21 protein-coding genes are annotated in these 18,324 nt (G+C 67.2%); 14 read left to right on the plus strand and 7 right to left on the minus strand.

Annotated features, from left to right (window positions below; genetic code table 11):
- Positions 1-8: 8 nt before the first annotated feature.
- A complete protein-coding gene (locus tag ACSQ86_RS19685) occupies positions 9-1,097 on the minus strand; it encodes a PA0069 family radical SAM protein (protein ID WP_093103171.1) in 1,089 nt (362 codons plus the stop codon).
- An 88-nt stretch (positions 1,098-1,185) separates the two neighbouring features.
- Positions 1,186-2,184 (minus strand): IS1595 family transposase, encoded by a 999-nt coding sequence (locus ACSQ86_RS19690; RefSeq protein ID WP_436309466.1) that lies wholly within the window; start codon positions 2,182-2,184, stop codon positions 1,186-1,188.
- 144 nt (positions 2,185-2,328) lie between these two features.
- Between ACSQ86_RS19690 and ACSQ86_RS19695 the strand changes: the two genes are divergently transcribed.
- The 4 genes from ACSQ86_RS19695 (at position 2,329) to ACSQ86_RS19710 (ending at position 5,864) form a co-directional block, all read left to right on the plus strand.
- Positions 2,329-2,907 carry a GbsR/MarR family transcriptional regulator gene (locus ACSQ86_RS19695; RefSeq protein WP_436291030.1) on the plus strand — a complete coding sequence of 193 codons (579 nt, stop codon included), beginning with the start codon at positions 2,329-2,331 and terminating at the stop codon, positions 2,905-2,907.
- A gap of 68 nt (positions 2,908-2,975) precedes the next feature.
- On the plus strand, positions 2,976-3,887 hold the full coding sequence (locus ACSQ86_RS19700) for an NAD-dependent epimerase/dehydratase family protein (RefSeq protein WP_436304733.1): 912 nt from the start codon (positions 2,976-2,978) through the stop codon (positions 3,885-3,887).
- A gap of 22 nt (positions 3,888-3,909) precedes the next feature.
- Entirely contained in the window at positions 3,910-4,848 is a 939-nt protein-coding gene (locus tag ACSQ86_RS19705) for an SAM-dependent methyltransferase (protein WP_436309467.1), read from the plus strand.
- Positions 4,845-5,864, plus strand: a complete 1,020-nt coding sequence (locus tag ACSQ86_RS19710) for an SRPBCC domain-containing protein (protein ID WP_436309468.1) — start codon at positions 4,845-4,847, stop codon at positions 5,862-5,864. Before ACSQ86_RS19705 ends, ACSQ86_RS19710 begins: the two co-directional genes overlap by 4 nt.
- 6 nt (positions 5,865-5,870) lie before the next feature.
- On the opposite strand, the gene ACSQ86_RS19715 is transcribed toward ACSQ86_RS19710, so the two are convergent.
- On the minus strand, positions 5,871-6,533 hold the full coding sequence (locus tag ACSQ86_RS19715) for a glutathione S-transferase (RefSeq protein ID WP_093103165.1): 663 nt from the start codon (positions 6,531-6,533) through the stop codon (positions 5,871-5,873).
- 122 nt (positions 6,534-6,655) lie between these two features.
- Here ACSQ86_RS19715 and ACSQ86_RS19720 point away from each other — a divergent pair, with 122 nt between their 5' ends.
- The 3 genes from ACSQ86_RS19720 to ACSQ86_RS19730 are packed head-to-tail and all read left to right on the plus strand — an operon-like array spanning position 6,656 to position 9,976.
- On the plus strand, positions 6,656-7,873 hold the full coding sequence (locus ACSQ86_RS19720) for a polyhydroxyalkanoate depolymerase (protein ID WP_436309469.1): 1,218 nt from the start codon (positions 6,656-6,658) through the stop codon (positions 7,871-7,873).
- Between the two features lie 34 nt (positions 7,874-7,907).
- Entirely contained in the window at positions 7,908-8,990 is a 1,083-nt protein-coding gene (locus ACSQ86_RS19725) for an adenosine deaminase family protein (protein ID WP_436309470.1), read from the plus strand.
- A 2-nt stretch (positions 8,991-8,992) separates the two neighbouring features.
- Positions 8,993-9,976, plus strand: a complete 984-nt coding sequence (locus ACSQ86_RS19730) for a Bug family tripartite tricarboxylate transporter substrate binding protein (RefSeq protein WP_436304738.1) — start codon at positions 8,993-8,995, stop codon at positions 9,974-9,976.
- A gap of 4 nt (positions 9,977-9,980) precedes the next feature.
- On the opposite strand, the gene ACSQ86_RS19735 is transcribed toward ACSQ86_RS19730, so the two are convergent.
- A complete protein-coding gene (locus tag ACSQ86_RS19735; protein WP_093103159.1) occupies positions 9,981-10,430 on the minus strand; it encodes a CBS domain-containing protein in 450 nt (149 codons plus the stop codon).
- 138 nt (positions 10,431-10,568) lie between these two features.
- Between ACSQ86_RS19735 and ACSQ86_RS19740 the strand changes: the two genes are divergently transcribed.
- A complete protein-coding gene (locus ACSQ86_RS19740) occupies positions 10,569-11,879 on the plus strand; it encodes an O-acetylhomoserine aminocarboxypropyltransferase (RefSeq protein ID WP_093103158.1) in 1,311 nt (436 codons plus the stop codon).
- A complete protein-coding gene (locus tag ACSQ86_RS19745; RefSeq protein ID WP_436309471.1) occupies positions 11,879-12,691 on the plus strand; it encodes an alpha/beta fold hydrolase in 813 nt (270 codons plus the stop codon). The genes ACSQ86_RS19740 and ACSQ86_RS19745 overlap by 1 nt, the downstream gene beginning before the upstream one ends.
- On the opposite strand, the gene ACSQ86_RS19750 is transcribed toward ACSQ86_RS19745, so the two are convergent.
- Genes ACSQ86_RS19750 through ACSQ86_RS19760 form a run of 3 tightly spaced genes read right to left on the minus strand, consistent with a single transcriptional unit; the run spans position 12,675 to position 14,980 of the window.
- Positions 12,675-13,337 carry an NAD-dependent epimerase/dehydratase family protein gene (locus tag ACSQ86_RS19750; RefSeq protein WP_436304740.1) on the minus strand — a complete coding sequence of 221 codons (663 nt, stop codon included), beginning with the start codon at positions 13,335-13,337 and terminating at the stop codon, positions 12,675-12,677. The two genes, ACSQ86_RS19745 and ACSQ86_RS19750, sit on opposite strands and share 17 nt — an antisense overlap.
- Before the next feature lie 4 nt (positions 13,338-13,341).
- Positions 13,342-13,725, minus strand: coding sequence for a thioredoxin family protein (locus ACSQ86_RS19755; RefSeq protein WP_436304741.1), 384 nt, complete (start codon positions 13,723-13,725; stop codon positions 13,342-13,344).
- A gap of 37 nt (positions 13,726-13,762) precedes the next feature.
- A complete protein-coding gene (locus ACSQ86_RS19760) occupies positions 13,763-14,980 on the minus strand; it encodes a YihY family inner membrane protein (protein ID WP_093103151.1) in 1,218 nt (405 codons plus the stop codon).
- A 51-nt stretch (positions 14,981-15,031) separates the two neighbouring features.
- Here ACSQ86_RS19760 and ACSQ86_RS19765 point away from each other — a divergent pair, with 51 nt between their 5' ends.
- Genes ACSQ86_RS19765 through ACSQ86_RS19785 form a run of 5 tightly spaced genes read left to right on the plus strand, consistent with a single transcriptional unit; the run spans position 15,032 to position 18,321 of the window.
- On the plus strand, positions 15,032-15,436 hold the full coding sequence (locus tag ACSQ86_RS19765) for a DUF2069 domain-containing protein (RefSeq protein WP_436304742.1): 405 nt from the start codon (positions 15,032-15,034) through the stop codon (positions 15,434-15,436).
- Entirely contained in the window at positions 15,433-16,857 is a 1,425-nt protein-coding gene (locus ACSQ86_RS19770; RefSeq protein WP_436309472.1) for an FAD-binding oxidoreductase, read from the plus strand. Before ACSQ86_RS19765 ends, ACSQ86_RS19770 begins: the two co-directional genes overlap by 4 nt.
- A 28-nt stretch (positions 16,858-16,885) precedes the next feature.
- Positions 16,886-17,173 carry a type II toxin-antitoxin system CcdA family antitoxin gene (locus ACSQ86_RS19775; protein ID WP_436304744.1) on the plus strand — a complete coding sequence of 96 codons (288 nt, stop codon included), beginning with the start codon at positions 16,886-16,888 and terminating at the stop codon, positions 17,171-17,173.
- A gap of 1 nt (position 17,174) precedes the next feature.
- Positions 17,175-17,489: a CcdB family protein gene (locus ACSQ86_RS19780; RefSeq protein WP_436304745.1), complete on the plus strand. Its 315-nt coding sequence runs from the start codon at positions 17,175-17,177 to the stop codon at positions 17,487-17,489.
- A 1-nt stretch (position 17,490) separates the two neighbouring features.
- Positions 17,491-18,321 carry a thymidylate synthase gene (locus ACSQ86_RS19785; protein WP_093103143.1) on the plus strand — a complete coding sequence of 277 codons (831 nt, stop codon included), beginning with the start codon at positions 17,491-17,493 and terminating at the stop codon, positions 18,319-18,321.
- The last annotated feature ends 3 nt before the right edge of the window (positions 18,322-18,324 follow it).

Raw genomic sequence — 18,324 nt, forward strand, 5'->3', positions numbered from 1 at the left:
CATCGACTTTAGAACAGACTGCCCTGTCCCGCTTCGCCGGGCGGCCGAAACGCGCTGAGATCGAGCGCGATGCGCTCGCGGTTGAAGCCGATGCGCCGGGTCGCCTTCTCGAAGCGCTGGCGGATCAGGTCGGCCCACAGGCCGCTGCCCACCATGCGCGTGGCAAAGTCGGCGTCGTAATCCCTGCCGCCGCGCATCTCGTGGATGCGCGCCATGATGCGGCCCGCACGCTGCGGGTAGTGCAGCTCCAGCCACTGCTTGAACAGCGGCGCCACCTCCCAGGGCAGCCGGATCACCGTGTAGAAGGCGCTGCGCGCACCGGCCTCCCACGCGGCTTCGAGCACCTGCTCCATGTCCTCGGTGACGAAGGGAATCTGCGGTGCCACGCTCACACCCACCGGCACGCCGGCCTCGGCCAGCGTGCGCACGGTGCGCAGCCGCCGGTGCGGCGCCGCGGCGCGCGGCTCCAGCTTGCGCGCGAGTTCGCCGTCGAGCGAGGTGATGGTCACGTACACCGCCGCCAGATGCTCGGCCGCCATCGGCGCGATCAAGTCGAGGTCGCGCTCGACCGCGCTCGACTTGGTGACCAGCCCGAAGGGATGGCGCGTTTCCTTCAAGAGCTCGATCACCGAACGCGTGAGCCGCAGCTCGCGCTCGATCGGCTGGTAGCAATCGGTGGCGGTGCCGATCGCGATGTGGCTGGGCCGGTAGCTCTTGCGGCCGAGCTCGGCGCGCAGCACCTCGACGATGTTGCGCTTGGCGATCAGCTTGGTCTCGAAGTCCAGGCCAGGCGACAGGTTCAGGTAGCTGTGCGTGGGCCGTGCGAAGCAGTAGATGCAGCCGTGCTCGCAGCCGCGATACGGATTGATCGACCGATCGAAGTAGATGTCTGGCGAATCGTTCTCGCACAACACCGACTTCACGTCTTCGAAACGCACCTCTGTTTGAAGCGGCGGCAGCGGCTCGGCCGCGCCTTCTTCGAGCGTGCCCCAGCCGTCGTCGTAGGCATCGCGCACGTCGCGCTCGAAGCGGTGCGGCAGGCGGGTGGCCGCGCCTCGGCCCTTGAGGGCATGGACGGGAATGAAAACATCGGCCATGGTGAAATGCCTCTTGGAAACTGTATGAACATATGGGGTATCCATTTAGCTCCAGCGCCCAGAGATATATGGATGCCCATCCAGTAATCTACGCCACTTCCGCCGATTTGGGGATGCTGTCCACGACACCGCGATAGGTCAGTGGATCTGTGACGACGGCCTGCTCGAGCAGCCGGTAGAACAGCAGCCCTCGCGAGCGCGAGGCCCGGCGATTGAAGCGAAAGACGAATTCGTCGAGATAGGCGTCCAGGTGCGCCGGCTGCACGGCGCCCTGGTGCGTGCCCAGCACCCAGCGCTTGACCAGTGCGGCCACGCGGTGAACGCCGACCATGGAGACGTGCGCGGGAACGTCGGAGCCCAGATGGACAGTGCGCTGGTGCACATAGCCCAGATCCGCGAGATCGCGGTAGGCGGACGAGCCGTCGGTGCGCACCTGTGAGCCAGGCTCGATGTTGGCCAGCACGAAGGGGATGACCTGCTCGGTCGAGTCGTTCTGGATGCGCTCGAGCCGCAGCCGGCCGAAGCCCTTGGGCTCGTGCAGCTCCACGGCGATCACCACAAGTGTCTGGTGCGTCTGGCTTTTTCGACCCTTGCCTCGCCCGCGGGCGACAGGCTGCTCGCGATCGCTGAGGGCCAGATACGTCTCGTCGACCTCCACGATTCCGCTGAGCCGTTCGCGCTCGGGCCGCACCATCGCCCGGCGCAGGCGGTGCAGCATCGCCCAGGCCGTCTGGTAGCTGCCCAGGCCGAGCACGCGCTGCAGTCCGAGCGCGCTGACGCCATGCTTGTGGTTGGTGACGTACCAGGCGGCGGCCAGCCACACCCGCAGCGGCGTGCGGGTCTTCTCGAAGATGGTGCCCGCGGTCACCGTGCTCTGGGTCGAGCAGCTTCGGCACATCAGCCGTGCGCGGCTGGAGCGATAGGGCTCAGCGGCCACCCCGCAGCGCGGACACACGAAACCTTGCGGCCAGCGCAGCCGCTCCAGGTAGCCAAGACAGGCCTCTTCGGTGGCGAACCAGTCCAGGAACTGGTTCCAGTTGACCGGGTAGTCTTCTCCCGCCTTGGGGACTAATATATGGATGTCCATCCAGTAATCCTAGTCAAACTGGAGCTAAATGGATACCCACTATGAACATACAGTATTCCACCAATTGGCCAGCGCTGCATCAGACTTTCATTTCTTTATTGACAGAAATTTCGAAAACCATAAACTCGATTGCAAGGCCACACCATGCAACTGACCGAAATCCAACGCAAATTCGTGCTTCACTGGGGCGAGATGGGCTCCCTGTGGGGTGTCAATCGCACCGTGTCGCAGATCCACGCCCTGCTCTTCGCCCATGGCAAGCCGCTGCATGCCGAGGAGCTTTCCGAAACGCTCAACGTGGCCCGCTCCAACGTGAGCAACAGCTTGAAGGAACTGCAGGCCTGGAACCTGGTGCGCGTGACCCACGTACTGGGCGACCGTCGCGACTACTTCGAGACCAGCGTCGACGTGTGGGAGCTGTTCCGCACCGTGGTGCGCGAGCGCAAGGAGCGCGAGTTCGACCCCACCGTGCGGGTGCTGCGCGAGATCATCGCCAGCCCCGACTTCGGCAAGGAGCCGGCCGACGCGCAGGACCGCATCCGCTCCACCATGGAACTCATGGCCAAGCTGGGCACCTGGGCCGACGAGATGCTGCGGCTGTCGCCCGGCACCCTCGACAAGGTGCTGACGCTGGGCGCAAGCGTGCAGAAGTTCGTGCGCGGCGATGCGAACCGCGGCAAGGACGATCCTGACGCGCACCATGCCAGCCTGCCCATGCTCTGACATTTTTTTGCGTGTTTATTTCTGTTTTGACTGAAGCATCGAGAAGAACTCAGACCCGGAGTAGCGCCATGACCACTTCATCGAACATCCTCGTCTGCGGTGCCAACGGTTTCATCGGCAGCCGCATCGCCGCCGCGGTGCTGAAGGCGGGACACCAGGTGACCTGCGGCAGCGCAACGCGCCTGCGCACCGACCTGCCCCACCTGCCGATCGACTACTCGCGCGACACCGATGCCGCGACCTGGCTGCCGCGCCTGGCGGGCTTCGACACGGTGATCAACGCCGTCGGCGTGCTGCGCGACAGCGCGCGCCGGCCGATGCAGGCGGTGCACACCGACACGCCGGCCGCGCTCTTCCAAGCCTGCGCGCAGGCCGGCGTGCGCCGCATCGTCCAGATCTCGGCGCTGGGCATCGGCCGCAACGACAAGGACAACCCGACCCAGTACGCGCGCACCAAGCGCGCCGCCGAAGCTGTACTGCAAGCCCTGCCCGCCGGCGGCCCCTCGTGGATCGCGCTGCGGCCCTCGGTCGTGCTCGGCCAGGGCGGCGATGCGACCAAGCTGTTCCACACGCTGGCCGCACTGCCTGTGCTGGCGATGCCCGCCCCCGCGCTCGCTGCCAAGTTGCAGCCGGTCTATGTCGAGGATCTCGCACGTGCCGTGGCGGTGCTGGCCGACCCGGCCTCGCCCTCCCGCGGCGTGGTGGAGTTCGGCGGGGCACGCGCGATGACGCTGGCCGAGCTGATCGCCACCTTGCGCAGCGCGCGGCGCGGCGGTGCGCCGAAGCCGGCCCGCGTGCTGCGCCTGCCTGCATGGGTGGGCGTGCTGAGTTCGCGCGCCGGCGACTTCGTACCCGGCGTGCCGTGGTGCACCGACACCCGCGTGATGCTCGAGCTCGACAACGTCGCGAGCAATGCGCCGCTGCGCGGCTGGCTGGGCACCGAGCCGCGCGACCTGCGCGATTTCGCCGACACCTTGTGAATCAACTTCAGGAAAGCACTTCATGAGCGACACCCTCCCGCAACGCATCGCGCTGCCGGCACCTGCCGCGCCCTCGCATGCCCCCGTGACGCCGAGCGACACGCAGGACTACTTCACCGAGGTCGCCGATGACTACCGCGCGTGGAGCCCGGGCTACAACATGCATTTCGGCTTCTGGCGCGCAGGCCTGAATCCGTTGCGGCGCGAGAGCATGCTGGTCGAGATGAACCGTGCCGTGGGCCGCGCGCTGCAGCTCGACGCCGCACGGCCGGCCTGCGTGGTCGACCTCGGTTGCGGTGCCGGCGCCACCGCGCGCACGCTGGCCATGGAGCACCACAAGCTCTATGCGGTGACCGTGACCAACGTGGCGGTGCAGAATACGATCGCGGCCCGGCTCGATGCCGGCGCCGGCGTGGCCGACCGCGTAGCGCACGTCGAGGCCGACTACACCCGCACCGGGCTGCCCACCGCGCAGGCCGACGGCGCCTGGGCGGTCGAGAGCGCCTGCTATGCGAGCGGCGCCACCAAGGCCGACTTCGTCGCCGAAGCCGCGCGCCTGCTCAAGCCCGGCGCGCGGCTGGTGGTGATCGACGGTTTCCTGCTGCGCCGCCAGCCCGGCCGCATCGCCGGCTGGCTGCACCGGCTCTGGGCCGACAGCTGGGCCGTGCCCACGCTGGCCACGCGCGACGACTTCGCCGCAACGCTCCAGAGCCACGGCTTCGCGCAAGTCGAAGTGAAGTCGCTGCGCTGGCGCGTGGCACCGAGCGCGCTGCACATTCCTGTGCTCGCCACGCGCTTCACGCTGGCCGAGCTCTGGAAGGCGCGCGGCCGCCTCTCGCCCTGGCGCCGCAAGCACATCGTCGCCAGCTATTGCGCCCTCGCGCTGGGCCTGTTCTGGCGCGACTTCGACTACTGCATGGTGACCGCCGTGTGCGACGCGAGCGAGGCGGGCCGCGCATGAGCGAGGAGGCAGATCCGGCGCACCAGCGAAGCACTCGCCACGTCGCCGCACCGCCGGCGGTCGAGCTGCCCTTCCATTGGCTCCTGCCGCTGTTCGGGGGCGCGGCCGCGGCCCTGGTCATGCGCCTGGCCTTCAGCGGCTCGCCGGGCCAACGCTACTCGGCCATGCTCGGCAGCTTCATCTACCTGGCACCGGTGCTCTGCGGCGCGGTCACGGTTTATCTCGCCGAGCGCAGCCGCCGGCGCAGCTTCTGGTACTACCTCTGGGCGCCGTGGTGCGCCACGGCGCTGTTCGTGGGCGGCACGCTGATGATCTACATCGAGGGCCTGATCTGCGCCATCGTCATCGTGCCGCTGTTCGCGCTCATGGGCAGCCTGGGCGGCCTGATGATGGGCGTGGTCTGCCGCGTCACCGACTGGCCGCGGCCGACGCTCTACGGCATCGCGGCCTTGCCACTGCTGCTCGGCGCGATCGAGCCCTCGCTGCCCGATCCCCAGCAGCTCTCGAGCACCTCGCGCACGATCTTCATCGCAGCGCCGGCCGAGCGGGTCTGGCAATCGCTCAACGATGCGCGCGACATCCGGCCGGACGAAGTCGGCGATGCCTGGGCCTACCGGATCGGCGTGCCGATGCCCATGGAAGGACGAACCGAGGAAAGCCCCGAAGGCCGGGTACGCAAAGTGCGCTGGCAGAAGGATGTGCACTTCGACGAGCTCATCACCGAATGGGAACCGTCGCGGCGCGTGAAGTGGCGCTACCGCTTCGCGCCCGACTCCTTTCCCGCCGGCGCGCTCGACGACCACGTGGTGATCGGCGGCCACTATTTCGACCTGCGCGATTCGGCCTATACGCTCTCGCCGCGCGATGGCGGCACCGAGCTGCGCATCGACGTGTCCTGGCGCGTCAGCACGCGCTTCAACTGGTATGCGGACCGGGTCGCGCACTTCCTGCTGGGTGATTTCTCCGAGCACATCCTGCGCTTCTACAAGGCGCGCAGCGAAGCGCCTTCCGCGTGATCCTGCTCAGAACTCCGCGTCGAGCTCGTCGATCTCCTCGGGCTCCAGCTTGGCCGCCTCGATCCACTCCTGCATGGCCGGCAGTTCGACGATCCGCTTGCAGTAGGCGGCGCAGGCGCGGTCGAGCGCGACGTCGTAGGTCATGAAGCGGGTGACCACCGGTGCGTACATCGCGTCCGCCATGCTGGGCTCCTTGCCGAACAGGAAGGGGCCGTCGTAGGCCTTGAGGCACTCGCGCCAGATCAGGGCGATGCGATCGATGTCGGTCTGCGCGCGCGACCAGATCTTGAAGTTGGGAAACCTGGCCTTGATGTTCATCGGCAAGGCGCCGCGCATCGAGCCGAAGCCCGAATGCATCTCGCCGCAGATCGCGCGGCAGTGGGCGCGGGCCTTGATGTCGGCCGGCAGCAACCCGGCCTTGGGCTTGATCTCGTTCAGGTATTCGCCGATCGCGAGCGTGTCCCAGACCTTCACACTGCCGTGCTGCAGCGAGGGCACCAGCATCGAGGCCGACAGCAGCAGCATCTCGGCCTTCATGGCCGGGTCGTCGGGCGGGATCACCTTCTCGACGAAGTCCAGCCCCGCCAGCCGGCACATCAGCCAGCCGCGCAGCGCCCATGCGCCGTAGTTCTTGCTGCTGATCGTGAGAACGGGTTTGCTGCTCGCCATGGGGACGCTCCTCGGCTGCCGGGATAGGCCCTGCAGCGTGTGCAAGGCCTGTGCCAGAACAGTGCATGTCGCACCCACCCCGGCGCGCGCCTTGGCCCGCAAATTGCCTGCGAGAGGTATATATGTTGTACAGGGCCTACCAAACCAGCGCCGACCTGCTTTCGCCATCGCGGCTCGCGGCGCAGTACCTCGGCAGTTCCCTGTGGCAGCAGAATTCGCAGCGCAGCGCGGCGCGGCGCATCGCCGCCGCCATGGAGGTCTACTCGCGCATGCGGCTCACCCACACGCGGCCGGCCTATGGCATCCAGAGCGTGACGGTCGACGGCGAAGAAGTGGCCGTGCATGAAGAGGTTGCGCTGGTCGCGCCCTTCGGCACCTTGCTTCACTTCCGCAAGAACACCAGCGCAGTGCATCCGCCGGTGCTGCTGGCCGCACCACTTTCGGGCCATTTCGCGACCCTGCTGCGCGAAACCGTGCGCACCTTGCTGCGGGACCACGACGTCTATTTGACCGATTGGCACAACGCCCGCGACGTGCCGCTCTGGCATGGCGGCTTCGGCCTGGACGACTACACGCTGCAGCTCATCAAGTTTCTCGAGGCCGTCGGACCCGGCGTGCACATGGTTGCGGTCTGCCAGCCCTGCGTGGCGGCGCTGGCGGCCACCGCGCTGATGGCCGAGGACGACAACCCGTCCACGCCGCGCAGCCTCACCTTGATGGCCGGGCCGGTCGATTGCCGCATCAACCCGACGGCCGTCAACAAGCTTGCGAACGAGCGCCCGATCGGCTGGTTCGAACGCAACCTGATCAGCCGCGTGCCCTGGCCGCATGCAGGCATGATGCGGCGCGTCTACCCCGGCTTCCTGCAGCTCACCGCCTTCATGAGCATGAACCCGGAGCGCCACAAGCAGCAGTTCCAGAAGCTTTTCGAGTACCTGGTCGAAGGAGAAACCGAGAAGGCCGCCACCATCCGCGATTTCTACGACGAATACCTGGCGGTGAACGACCTGCCGGCCGAGTTCTACCTGGAGACGGTGGAGCGCGTGTTCCAGACCTACGACCTGCCGCGCGGCGCGCTCACCGTGGGCGAGCGCAAGGTCAACCCCGCTGCCATCCGCCGCACCGCACTGCTGACCGTCGAAGGCGAGCGCGACGACATCTGCGCAGCCGGCCAGACGGTGGCAGCGCAAGACCTCTGCACCGGCGTGCGCCCCTACCTCAAGACCCACCACCTGCAGGCGGGCGTGGGGCACTACGGCGTCTTCAGCGGCAGCAAGTGGAATGCGCAGATCTATCCGCGGGTGCGCGAGGCGATCCACACGGCTGCCGAGGTGCACTGACTCCACTGGCTGGTGCTGGTCTAGACTGGCCCGGATGACGCCCGCGCCCGCCTCCCCGCTCGATGCCTTCCTGCATGCGATCCCGAAGCTCGAGCTGCATTGCCACCTGTTCGGCACAGTGCGGCACGACAGCTTCGCGGCGCTCAATCGCCGCGCCGGGCGGCCGCTGGCCGATGAAGAGATCGAAGGCTTCTACACGCGCGGCGAGAAGCCGGTCGGCGTGCTTCGCGTGCTGCGCGCGCTCGATGCGCGGCTGGTGCGCGTGCCCGACGACCTGCACCGGCTCACCTTCGAATACCTCGAGGACGCGGCGGCCCACAACGTGCGCTACGCCGAGTTCTTCTGGAACCCGACCGGCACGGTGCGCGACTCCGGCATCGCCTACCGCAGCGCGCAAGAGGCCATCGTGCGCGCCATCCATGACGCAAAAGACGAGTTCGGCATCACCGGCCGGCTGATCGCGGCCATCGACCGCGAGGCCAGCCCCGAGGCTGCTGTCGAGATGGTCGGCTGGGTCACGGCCAACCTCTGCGAGGAGGTGATCGGTATCGGCATCGACTACCGCGAGGTCGACCGGCCACCCGAACTCTTTCAGCAGGCCTACCGCGACGCGCGGCGCGCCGGCCTCAAGACGACCGCGCACGCGGGCGAGTTCGGCATGCCGTGGACCAACGTGCGCACCGCGCTCGACGTGTTGCAGGTCGACCGCATCGACCACGGCTACACGGTGGTCGACCAGCCCGAGTTCGCACGCGAGTGCGCCGAGCGCGGCGTGCTCTTCACCGTGGTGCCGACCAACTCCTACTACCTGCGCACGCTGCCGCCCGAGCGCTGGGCGCTGGACCATCCGATCCGCCGCATGCCCGGCCTGGGCCTGCGCATCCATCCCAACACCGACGACCCCACGCTGCACAAGGTCACGCCCACGCAAGCCTGGGCAATGATGGTGCGCGACTTCGGCTTCGGCCTCGACGATCTGCGCGGCTTCATGCACAACGGGCTCGACGGCGCGTGGATCGACGACACGACGCGCCGCGAATGGCGCGTGCAATGGAGCGCCGAATTCGATGCGCTGCGCGCACAGCTGCCGCAAGACCAGATCACTTCCGAAGACTGACCATGCCTAGACCCAAGCCCCTGCTCCTCGCCTCGATGCTCCTGGCCGCGCTGCCCGGCGCGGCATTCGCCCAAGCGCCCGCATGGCCCGCCGCCAAGCCGATCACGCTGATCGTTCCCTACTCTGCCGGCGGCAGCGTGGACTTCAATGCGCGCCTGGTCGCCACCAAGCTAGGCGAACGGCTCAAGCAGTCGGTCGTGATCGAGAACGTAACCGGCGCCGGCGGCGCCATCGGCGTGGCCAAGGCCGCCAACGCGGCGCCCGACGGCTACACGCTGGTGGCGGGGCCGGACAGCGCGATCGCGATCGGCAAGCTCATCAACCCCGCCGCCTTCAAGTTCGACCCGCTGAAGGACCTGGCGCCGGTCGGCATGCTCAACACCGCGCCGATGGTGCTGGTCGCGCGGCCGGGCCTGCCGGCGCAGAGCTACGCCGACTTCGTCAAGCTCGCCAAGGCCGCGCCGGGCAAGTACAACTACGCGACCTCGGGCGTAGGCACGGTGCTGCAGCTCGCAATGGAGCTGCTCAAGGAAAGAAGCGGCATCTACGTGACCCATGTGCCCTATCGCGGCGGCGCGCAGATCGCCACCGACGTGATCGGCAACCAGATCGACCTGGCCATGCTGGTCAGCACCAGCGCGATCCCGCATGTGAACGGCGGCCGCCTGAAGGCGCTGGGCGTGACCGGCAACAAGCGTCTCGACGCGCTGCCCAACGTGCCGGCCTTCGACGAGATGCCGGGCCTCAAGGGCTATTCAATGCTGAGCTGGACCGGCATCTTCGCGCCGGCCAACACGCCGCCGGCGATCGTCACCCGCCTCAACCAAGAGCTCAATGCGGTGTTGAAGGACCCCGAGGTGCGCACCAAGCTGACGGAGCAAGGCGCGCTACCGGGCAGCGGTTCGGCTGAAGAACTCGGCAAGTTCGTACACGCCGAGTACGCGCGCAATCAAAAGATCGTGCAGGCGGCGAACATCAAGGAGTGAGGGTCTACGAGGACTCGTCTTCCGCCGGCCAGTCGCGGATGTAGGCTTTGAGCATCTTGTTCTCGAAGTTCTGGCTGTCGACCACGGCCTTGGCGACGTCGTAGAAGCTGATCACGCCCATCAGCATGCGCTTGTCCATCACCGGCATATAGCGCGCATGGCGCTCGAGCATGATGCGGCGGATTTCGTCGAGGTCGGTTTCGGCCGTGCAGGTGACGGGATGGTCGTCCATCGCCTTGCGCACCAGCGTGCCGCCGACCTGGCCGCCGTTGCCGACGATGGCGACGATGACTTCGCGGAAGGTGAGCATGCCCACCAGGTCGCCATGCTCCATGACCACCAGCGAGCCGATGTCCTTGTCGGCCATGGTGTTGACCGCATCGGACAGGGGTTCGTCGGGCGTGACGGTGTAGAGCGTGTTGCCCTTCACGCGCAGGATGTCGCTGACTTTCATCGTGGTGCTCCTCACTTGCTCGGCGGCGTGCCGATTTGAATATAGCCCACAATGGCCGCCCGTCCACAGGCCCATGTCGGCGTCGCAGGCATTGCGCGCGCCACGGGGCATTGCAGAAACGACCATCGAAAGGCTCCCATGCCCGGCTATTCCGACCCCGGCTTCGATACGCTGGCACTGCACGCCGGCGCCGCACCCGACCCCGCCACCGGCGCACGCGCGGTGCCGATCCACCTCACCACCTCCTTCGTCTTCGAGTCGAGCGACCATGCGGCCGCGCTCTTCAACCTCGAACGCGCGGGCCATGTCTACTCGCGCATCAGCAACCCGACCAACGCGGTGCTCGAACAGCGCGTGGCCGCGCTCGAAGGCGGCATCGGTGCGATCGCGACCGCCAGCGGCCAGGCCGCGCTGCACCTCTCGATCGCGACGCTGATGGGCGCAGGCTCGCACATCGTGGCGAGCACCGCGCTCTACGGCGGCTCGCAAAACCTTTTGCACTACACGCTGCGGCGCTTCGGCATCCAGACCACCTTCGTGAAGCCGGGCGACCTCGACGGCTGGCGCGCCGCGATCCGGCCGGAGACCAAGCTGCTGTTCGGCGAGACCGTGGGCAACCCGGGCCTCGACGTGCTCGACATCCCGGCGGTGAGCGAGATCGCGCACGCGGCCGGCGTGCCGCTGCTGGTCGATTCCACGCTGACCTCGCCCTACCTGATCAAGCCCTTCGACTGGGGCGCCGACCTGATCTACCACTCGGCCACCAAGTTCCTCTCGGGCCACGGCACCGTGATCGGCGGCGTGGTGGTCGACGGCGGCAGTTTCGACTGGGAACGCTCGGGCAAGTTCGCCGAGCTGACGCAGGCCTACGACGGCTTCCACAACATGGTCTTCAGCGAGGAAAGCACGGTCGGCGCCTTCCTCTTGCGCGCGCGGCGCGAGGGGCTGCGCGACTTCGGCGCCTCGATGAGCCCGCACACGGCCTGGCTGATCCTGCAGGGCATCGAGACCCTGCCGCTGCGCATGGAACGCCACATCGACAACACGCAGAAGGTCGTCGAGTTCCTGGCGGCGCATCCCTTCGTGGCGCACGTGGGGCATCCGCTGCTCGAAACGCATCCGAGCCATGCGCTGGCGGCCAAGCTGCTGCGCCACGGCGCCAAGGGCGCCGGCGCGGTCTTCAGCTTCGACCTCAAGGGCAACCGCGAGCAGGGCAAGAAGTTCATCGAGGCGCTGAAGCTCTTCAGCCATCTCGCGAACGTGGGCGACTGCCGCAGCCTGGTGATCCATCCGGCGAGTACCACGCATTTCCGCATGACCGACGAGGCGCTGGCCGGCGCAGGCATTTCGCAGGGCACGATCCGTCTGTCGATCGGGCTCGAGGACCCGGCCGACCTGATCGACGATCTCAAGCGTGCCTTGAAGGCCGCAGAAAAGGCGGGTGCCTGATGGAGCTCACGGTCAACGGTTATCGCAGCTACTGCTACACCGGCGGCAAGACTTTCGATGCCGCGAAGCCCAGCGTGGTGTTCATCCATGGCGTGCTCAACGACCACAGCGTGTGGATCCTGCAAAGCCGCTGGTTCGCCAACCACGGCTGGAACGTGCTGGCGATCGACTTGCCCGGGCATTGCAGGAGCGAGGGCCCGCCGCCCGCGAGCGTCGAGGAGGCGGCGCAATTCGTCGTCGCGCTGCTCGATGCGGCCGGCATCGGCAAGGCAGCTCTGGTCGGCCACAGCTTCGGTTCGCTGATCGCGCTCGAAGCGGCTGCGCGCGCGCCGGAGCGGGTCACGCACCTGGCGCTGGTCGGCACGGCCTACCCGATGACCGTCTCACCCGCGCTGCTCGACGGTGCACTGAACGATCCGCAGCGCGCGATCGACATGGTCAACACCTTCTCGCATTCGCTGCTGGCGCCGCCACCGTCCTCGCTGGGCCCGGGCACCTGGCTCTACGGCGGTTCGCGCGCGCTGATGCGGCGGGTGCTGGCCAGCAACCGCGACGCCAACGTGTTCCACATCGGCTTCAAGGCCTGCAACGATTATGCGAACGGCGAAGCGGCGATCGCGGCCGTGCAGTGCCCGATCCTGTTCCTGCTCGGCGACGCGGACCAGATGACGCCGGCGCGCGCGACCCGTGCGCTGAGCGCGAAAGCGCCCCGGGCCCAGGTGCTCACCGTCAGGGCCGGCCACCAGCTGATGTCGGAAGCGCCGGACGAGGTGCTGTTCGCGCTGCGGGACTTTCTCAGCGCAGCGCGTTGATGTCCGCGGTTTCGACCAGCGGCGTGGGCGCGCCGCGCCGGGCGACGACCAGCATCGCGCGGCCCACCTGTTCGCTGGTGGTCACGTGGCGCGGCGCCAGACGCTTGATCAGGCCGAAGATCGGGCTGGCCAGCACGTAGATCCAGCGGTAGAGCGCCACCTTGGAACGCACGCCGTGCAAGGGCTGGATGAAGCCGGGGCGGAACATGTAGGCGGCCTTGAAAGGCAGGCGCATCAGTGCGTTCTCGGTCGCGCCCTTGACGCGCGCCCACATGCTGGAGCCGCGCTCGCTGCTGTCGGTGCCGGCGCCGGACACATAGACGAAGGTCATCTGCGGATTGAGCCGCACCAGCACCTTGGCGGCGGCCAGCGTGAGCTCGTAGGTGACGTGCCGATAGGCCTCTTCGCTCATGCCCGCCGACGAGACGCCGAGGCAGAAGAAACAGGCATCGAAGCCCGTGAGCTGTTCCCGGACGGCGCTCAAGTCGAAGAGGTCCGCCACGATCAGTTCGCGCAGCTTCGGATGGGTCTGCCCGGTCGTGCTGCGCCCGACGCTCAGCACCCGCGACACGCCGGCGTCGAGCAGGCATTCGCGCAACACGCCCTGGCCCACCATGCCGGTCGCGCCGAAGAGCAGGACGTTCATGGCGCTAGCCGACGCAGAAGGTATCGGGCTCGCGCGCCAGTGCGCGGAGCAGGGTTGAAACCTCGGCGGCCGACGCGTGCCCCGGCTGCAACGCGCCGAGCATGCGCGCCAGCGTTTCGGCATGCGGCAGCAGCGGGCCGAGGAAGCGGGTGCCAGACTCGCCCGCCACCAGGATGGTCGGGAAGGTCTCGACGTCGAAGTCGTCGGCCAGGTCGGCGTGGTCTTCGATGTCGACCCAGGCAAAGCGGAACTGCGGATGCGCGCGCGCCACCTGCTCGAACAGCGGCCGGTACTCGCGGCAGGCGCCGCACCATTCGGCGCACAGGCAGACCACCCACAGGGCATCGTCGGCCAGGGCCAGCCTCGCGGGAACTGTGGAATCGTTCAAGGTCGAATGAATGAGGGTGGAACGGAAAGCGATGCCATTATCGATACGGAAGCACATCCTGCAGCAGCAACGTCCGCAAGGGACCTTTCTGCCACAGGTTATCGAGGGCCGGCGCCTGCGGCATCAGCAATTCCTTGAGCAAGGGTTCGAGCCGCGTGCTGCGGGGGTCGGCCAGCAGCACGTAGCGCGGATCCTCGTTGGCCGGCTCCTCGGCCAGCGGACCGATCCAGTCGAGCGCAACCAGCGTTTCCAGCACCGGCGCGAGCTGCAGGGCGTCGACCTTCATGCGCGCCACCAGCTCGGCCGCGCCCAACCCCTTGGCCGGCGACGTCTGCGCGCGCGCCAGCTGCTGCAGCGTTTCCACCGCAAGCTGGAGCGGCCAGCCGGCCGTGCCGCCGCGTCGCGCGACGCCGGTCAGCAGGCTGGGCAAGTAGGCCGCGATCACCGCGCCCAGCAGCACGATGACCCAGGCCACATAGATCCAAACCAGCAGGATCGGCACGGTGGCGAAGGCGCCGTAGAGCACCGAGTAGGTCGGCACCAGGCTCAGGTAGTAGCCCAGGACGCGCTTGGCGATCTCGATCGCGGCAGCCACGAAGATGCCGCCGGCCCAGGCGTGCACCCATTTCACGTGGGTGTTGGGCACGTAGTGGTAGAGCGAGGCCATGCCGCCCGCGAGCAGCACGAATTCGAAGGTGTCGAACACCAGCTTGAGCATGCCGCGGCCCACCACATCGCGCGAGACCGAGAAGACATAGGCCGTGGTGCTCAGGCTCAGGGCCAGCACCAGCGGCCCGAGCGTGATCGCGGCCCAGTAGATCAGCACCCGCTGCGCGAAGGGCCGAGGCGTGCGCACGCGCCAGATGTTGTTGAGCGTCTTGTCCATCGTCAGGATCAGCGCGATGGCGGTCACCAGCAGCAGCACCAGGCCGGCGACGCCGAGGCCGCTGGCCTTGCTCGCGAACTGGTTGAGGTAGCCCAGCACCTGGCGTGCGATGTTGTCCGGGATCAGGCTCTCGATCAGCCAGCGCTGCACTCTGCCCTGCATGGCCGAGAACATCGGGAACACCGTGAACAGCGCCAGCGCGACGGTGAAGAAAGGCACCATCGCGATGGTGGTGGTGAAGGTCAGGCTGCTGGCCGTGAGGCCCAGCCGGTCCTCGCGAAAACGTTCGCCCAGCACCGCGGCGGTATTGCCCCAGGGAAAGTGCGAAAGATCCCTCCAGAGTTGCCGGCGATTCATGGCCGGTATCATGCCATCGGGTCCTCTGCCGCTCCGGCGCCGCCCGATCGATCTCCCCTTGCCGTGACCGCTCCCAACGCCTCCCCTCCTTCCGTTTCCGCCACGCGCTGGCTCGCCGTCGGCAGCCTGGTCGGCCTGATCGTGCTCGGCCTGGCCTGGGAAATGTGGCTGGCGCCGCTTCGCCCGGGCGGCTCCTGGCTGGCGCTCAAGGTGTTGCCGCTCGTGGTGCCGCTCGCGGGCCTGCTCAAGAACCGGATGTACACCTACCGCTGGGTCAGCCTCATGGTCTGGCTCTATTTCACCGAAGGCGTGGTGCGCGCCTGGAGCGACGCCGACGGCACGAGCCAGTTCCTTGCGCTGATCGAGGTGGCGCTGTGCCTGGCGCTCTTCGCCGCCTGCGCCTGGCATGTTCGTCTTCGCCTGCGCCACGCGGCGCGGGCCCGCAATCTGGAAGGAGCCGCGCCATGAGCGCATCGTTGATCGACAAGCTGCGCACCATCGTCGGTGCCGCCCATGTGCTGACCGAGGGCGACCTCAGCGCCTACGAGCAGGACTGGCGCAAGCGCTCGCGCGGCAAGTCTTTGGCCGTGGTGCGGCCAGCCAGCACGCAGCAGGTGGCCGAGGTGGTCAAGGCCTGCGCGGCCGCCGGCACGACGATCGTGCCGCAGGGCGGCAACACCGGGCTTGCGGTCGGCTCGATCCCGGACGAGAGCGGCACCCAGGTGCTGTTGAGCCTGCAGCGCATGAACGCGATCCGCGGCATCGACGCCGCCAACCTCACGATGACGGTGGATGCCGGCTGCGTGCTGCAGACCCTGCAGGAAGCCGCCGAAAGGGCCGGCTTCCTGTTCCCGCTGAGCCTGGCGGCCGAAGGCAGCTGCACCATCGGCGGCAACCTGGCGACCAATGCGGGTGGCACGCAGGTGCTGCGCTACGGCAATGCGCGCGAGCTGTGCCTGGGGCTCGAGGTCGTCACGCCGCAGGGCGGCATCTGGGAAGGCACCAGCGGCCTGCGCAAGGACAACACCGGCTACGACCTGCGCGACCTGATGATCGGCAGCGAAGGCACGCTGGGCATCATCACCGCCGCCACCCTGAAGCTCTACCCGCTGCCGGCCGCGCGGCTCACCGCCTGGGCGGCCGTGCCTTCACTCGAACATGCGGTGACGCTGCTCGGCCTGGCGCACAAACGCCTGGGCCCGGGGCTCACGGGCTTCGAGGTCATGGGCAAGTTCGCGCTGAGCCTGGTCGACAAGCACATGCCGCAGCTGCGCGTGCCCTTCATCGACGATGCGGCGACGCCCTACTGCGTGCTGCTCGAGAACTCCGACAACGAATCCGAAGACCATGCCCGTGGCCGCTTCGAGGCGCTGCTCGAAACCGCCTTCGAGGCCGGCTGCGTCAGCGACGCGGTGGTGGCCGAGAACCTCACGCAGGCACACCAGCTCTGGCACATCCGCGAAAGCATTCCGCTGGCGCAAGCCGAGGAAGGGCTCAACATCAAGCACGACATCTCGATTCCGGTGTCGCGCATCCCGGCCTTCGTGGCCGAGACCGACGCGCTGCTGGAACGCGAGGTACCGGGCGTACGGCTGGTGAACTTCGGCCACCTCGGCGACGGCAACCTGCACTACAACGTGCAGGCGCCGGCCGGCGGCGACAACGGCACCTTCCTGCGCGAGCACGAAGAGCGCATCAACACGCTGGTCTACGACGCGGTCGAGAAGTTCGACGGCTCCTTCTCGGCCGAGCACGGCGTCGGCTCGCTCAAGGTCGACAAGCTCGAAAAGCACAAGTCGCCGGTGGCGCTCGAGATGATGCGCGCCATCAAGCGCGGGCTGGACCCGCAGAACATCCTGAATCCGGGTCGGGTGATTCGCGCAGAGTAAGCGTGCGCGTAAAATATGCGCATACTCCATGAGCAAGGAAAACCCCATGCTTCGCTTCGACAACGCGCCCAAGAAAGCCACCAACCTGTCGCTCAATAGCAAGGTTCTCGAGATGGCGCGCGAGTTGGGTATGAACGTCTCGCAGACGGTGGACGGTTTGCTTGCCGAAGAAGTCAAACGCCGCTATTGGGAAAAGTGGGCTGCGGAGAACAAGGAAGCCATGGAGGCCTACAACGCGCGGATTGCGAAGGAGGGTCTGCCATTGGCCAAGTACCGCAGTTTTGCACGCAGCCTCGGCGATGGCAAAAAAGGCTGAGATGGCTCGCTTCGACGTCTACGCCAATCCCGATCCCGCAGACCGCACGACAATTCCATTCATGCTCGACGTTCAGAACGGCTTTCTGGATGTCCTCGAAACACGCGTGGTGGTGCCTCTCTATATACGCGGCAGGTTCACCGCCCGCGTCCGGAACCTGAATCCGGAGCTCGAGGTGGCGGGCAAGGCGGTGATCATGGACACGGCTTCGATCGGCGCCGTGCCGATCAGCGATCTGCGCCGCCCCGTCGCCAACCTCGCCGATAGACAACTCGAAATCCAAGACGCCCTGGATACCCTGTTTGCAGGCTACTGACATGACCACCCGCCCCATCCGCTCCCAATACGAAGACTTCATGCGCCACGTCGACATGACCGGCGTGCACAAGAGCGACCGCACGGGCACCGGCACCAAGAGCGTGTTCGGCCACCAGATGCGCTTCGACCTGAACGAAGGCTTTCCGCTGGTCACCACGAAGAAGGTGCATCTCAAGTCCATCATCCAGGAGCTGCTGTGGTTCCTGACCGGCTCCAGCAACAACAACTGGCTGAAGGAGCGCGGCGTCACCATCTGGGACGAATGGGCGCGCGAGGACGGCGACCTGGGCCCGGTCTACGGCGTTCAGTGGCGCAGCTGGCCGACCCCGGACGGCGGCCACATCGACCAGATCCAGCAGGTGATCGACACGCTCAAGACCAACCCGGATTCGCGCCGCATCATCGTGAGCGCATGGAACGTGGCCGAGCTCTCGAAGATGGCGCTGATGCCCTGCCATGCCTTCTTCCAGTTCTATGTGGCTCCTTCGACAGGCTCAGGACGGGGCCGCCTGTCGTGCCAGCTCTATCAGCGCAGCGCCGACATCTTTCTCGGCGTGCCCTTCAACATCGCGAGCTACGCGCTGCTCACGCACATGATCGCGCAGCAATGCGATCTGGACGTGGGCGATTTCGTCTGGACCGGCGGCGACTGCCACATCTACAGCAACCATGCCGAGCAGGTGGCGCTGCAGCTGAGCCGCACGCCCTACCCCTACCCGACGCTGGTCATCAAGCGCAAGCCGGCCTCGATCTTCGACTACGAATACGAGGACTTCGAGGTCGTCGACTATCAGCATCACCCGGCCATCAAGGCGCCCGTGGCCGTCTGAACC

Source organism: Variovorax sp. LjRoot130 (assembly GCF_964253755.1).
Taxonomy (GTDB): domain Bacteria; phylum Pseudomonadota; class Gammaproteobacteria; order Burkholderiales; family Burkholderiaceae_C; genus Variovorax.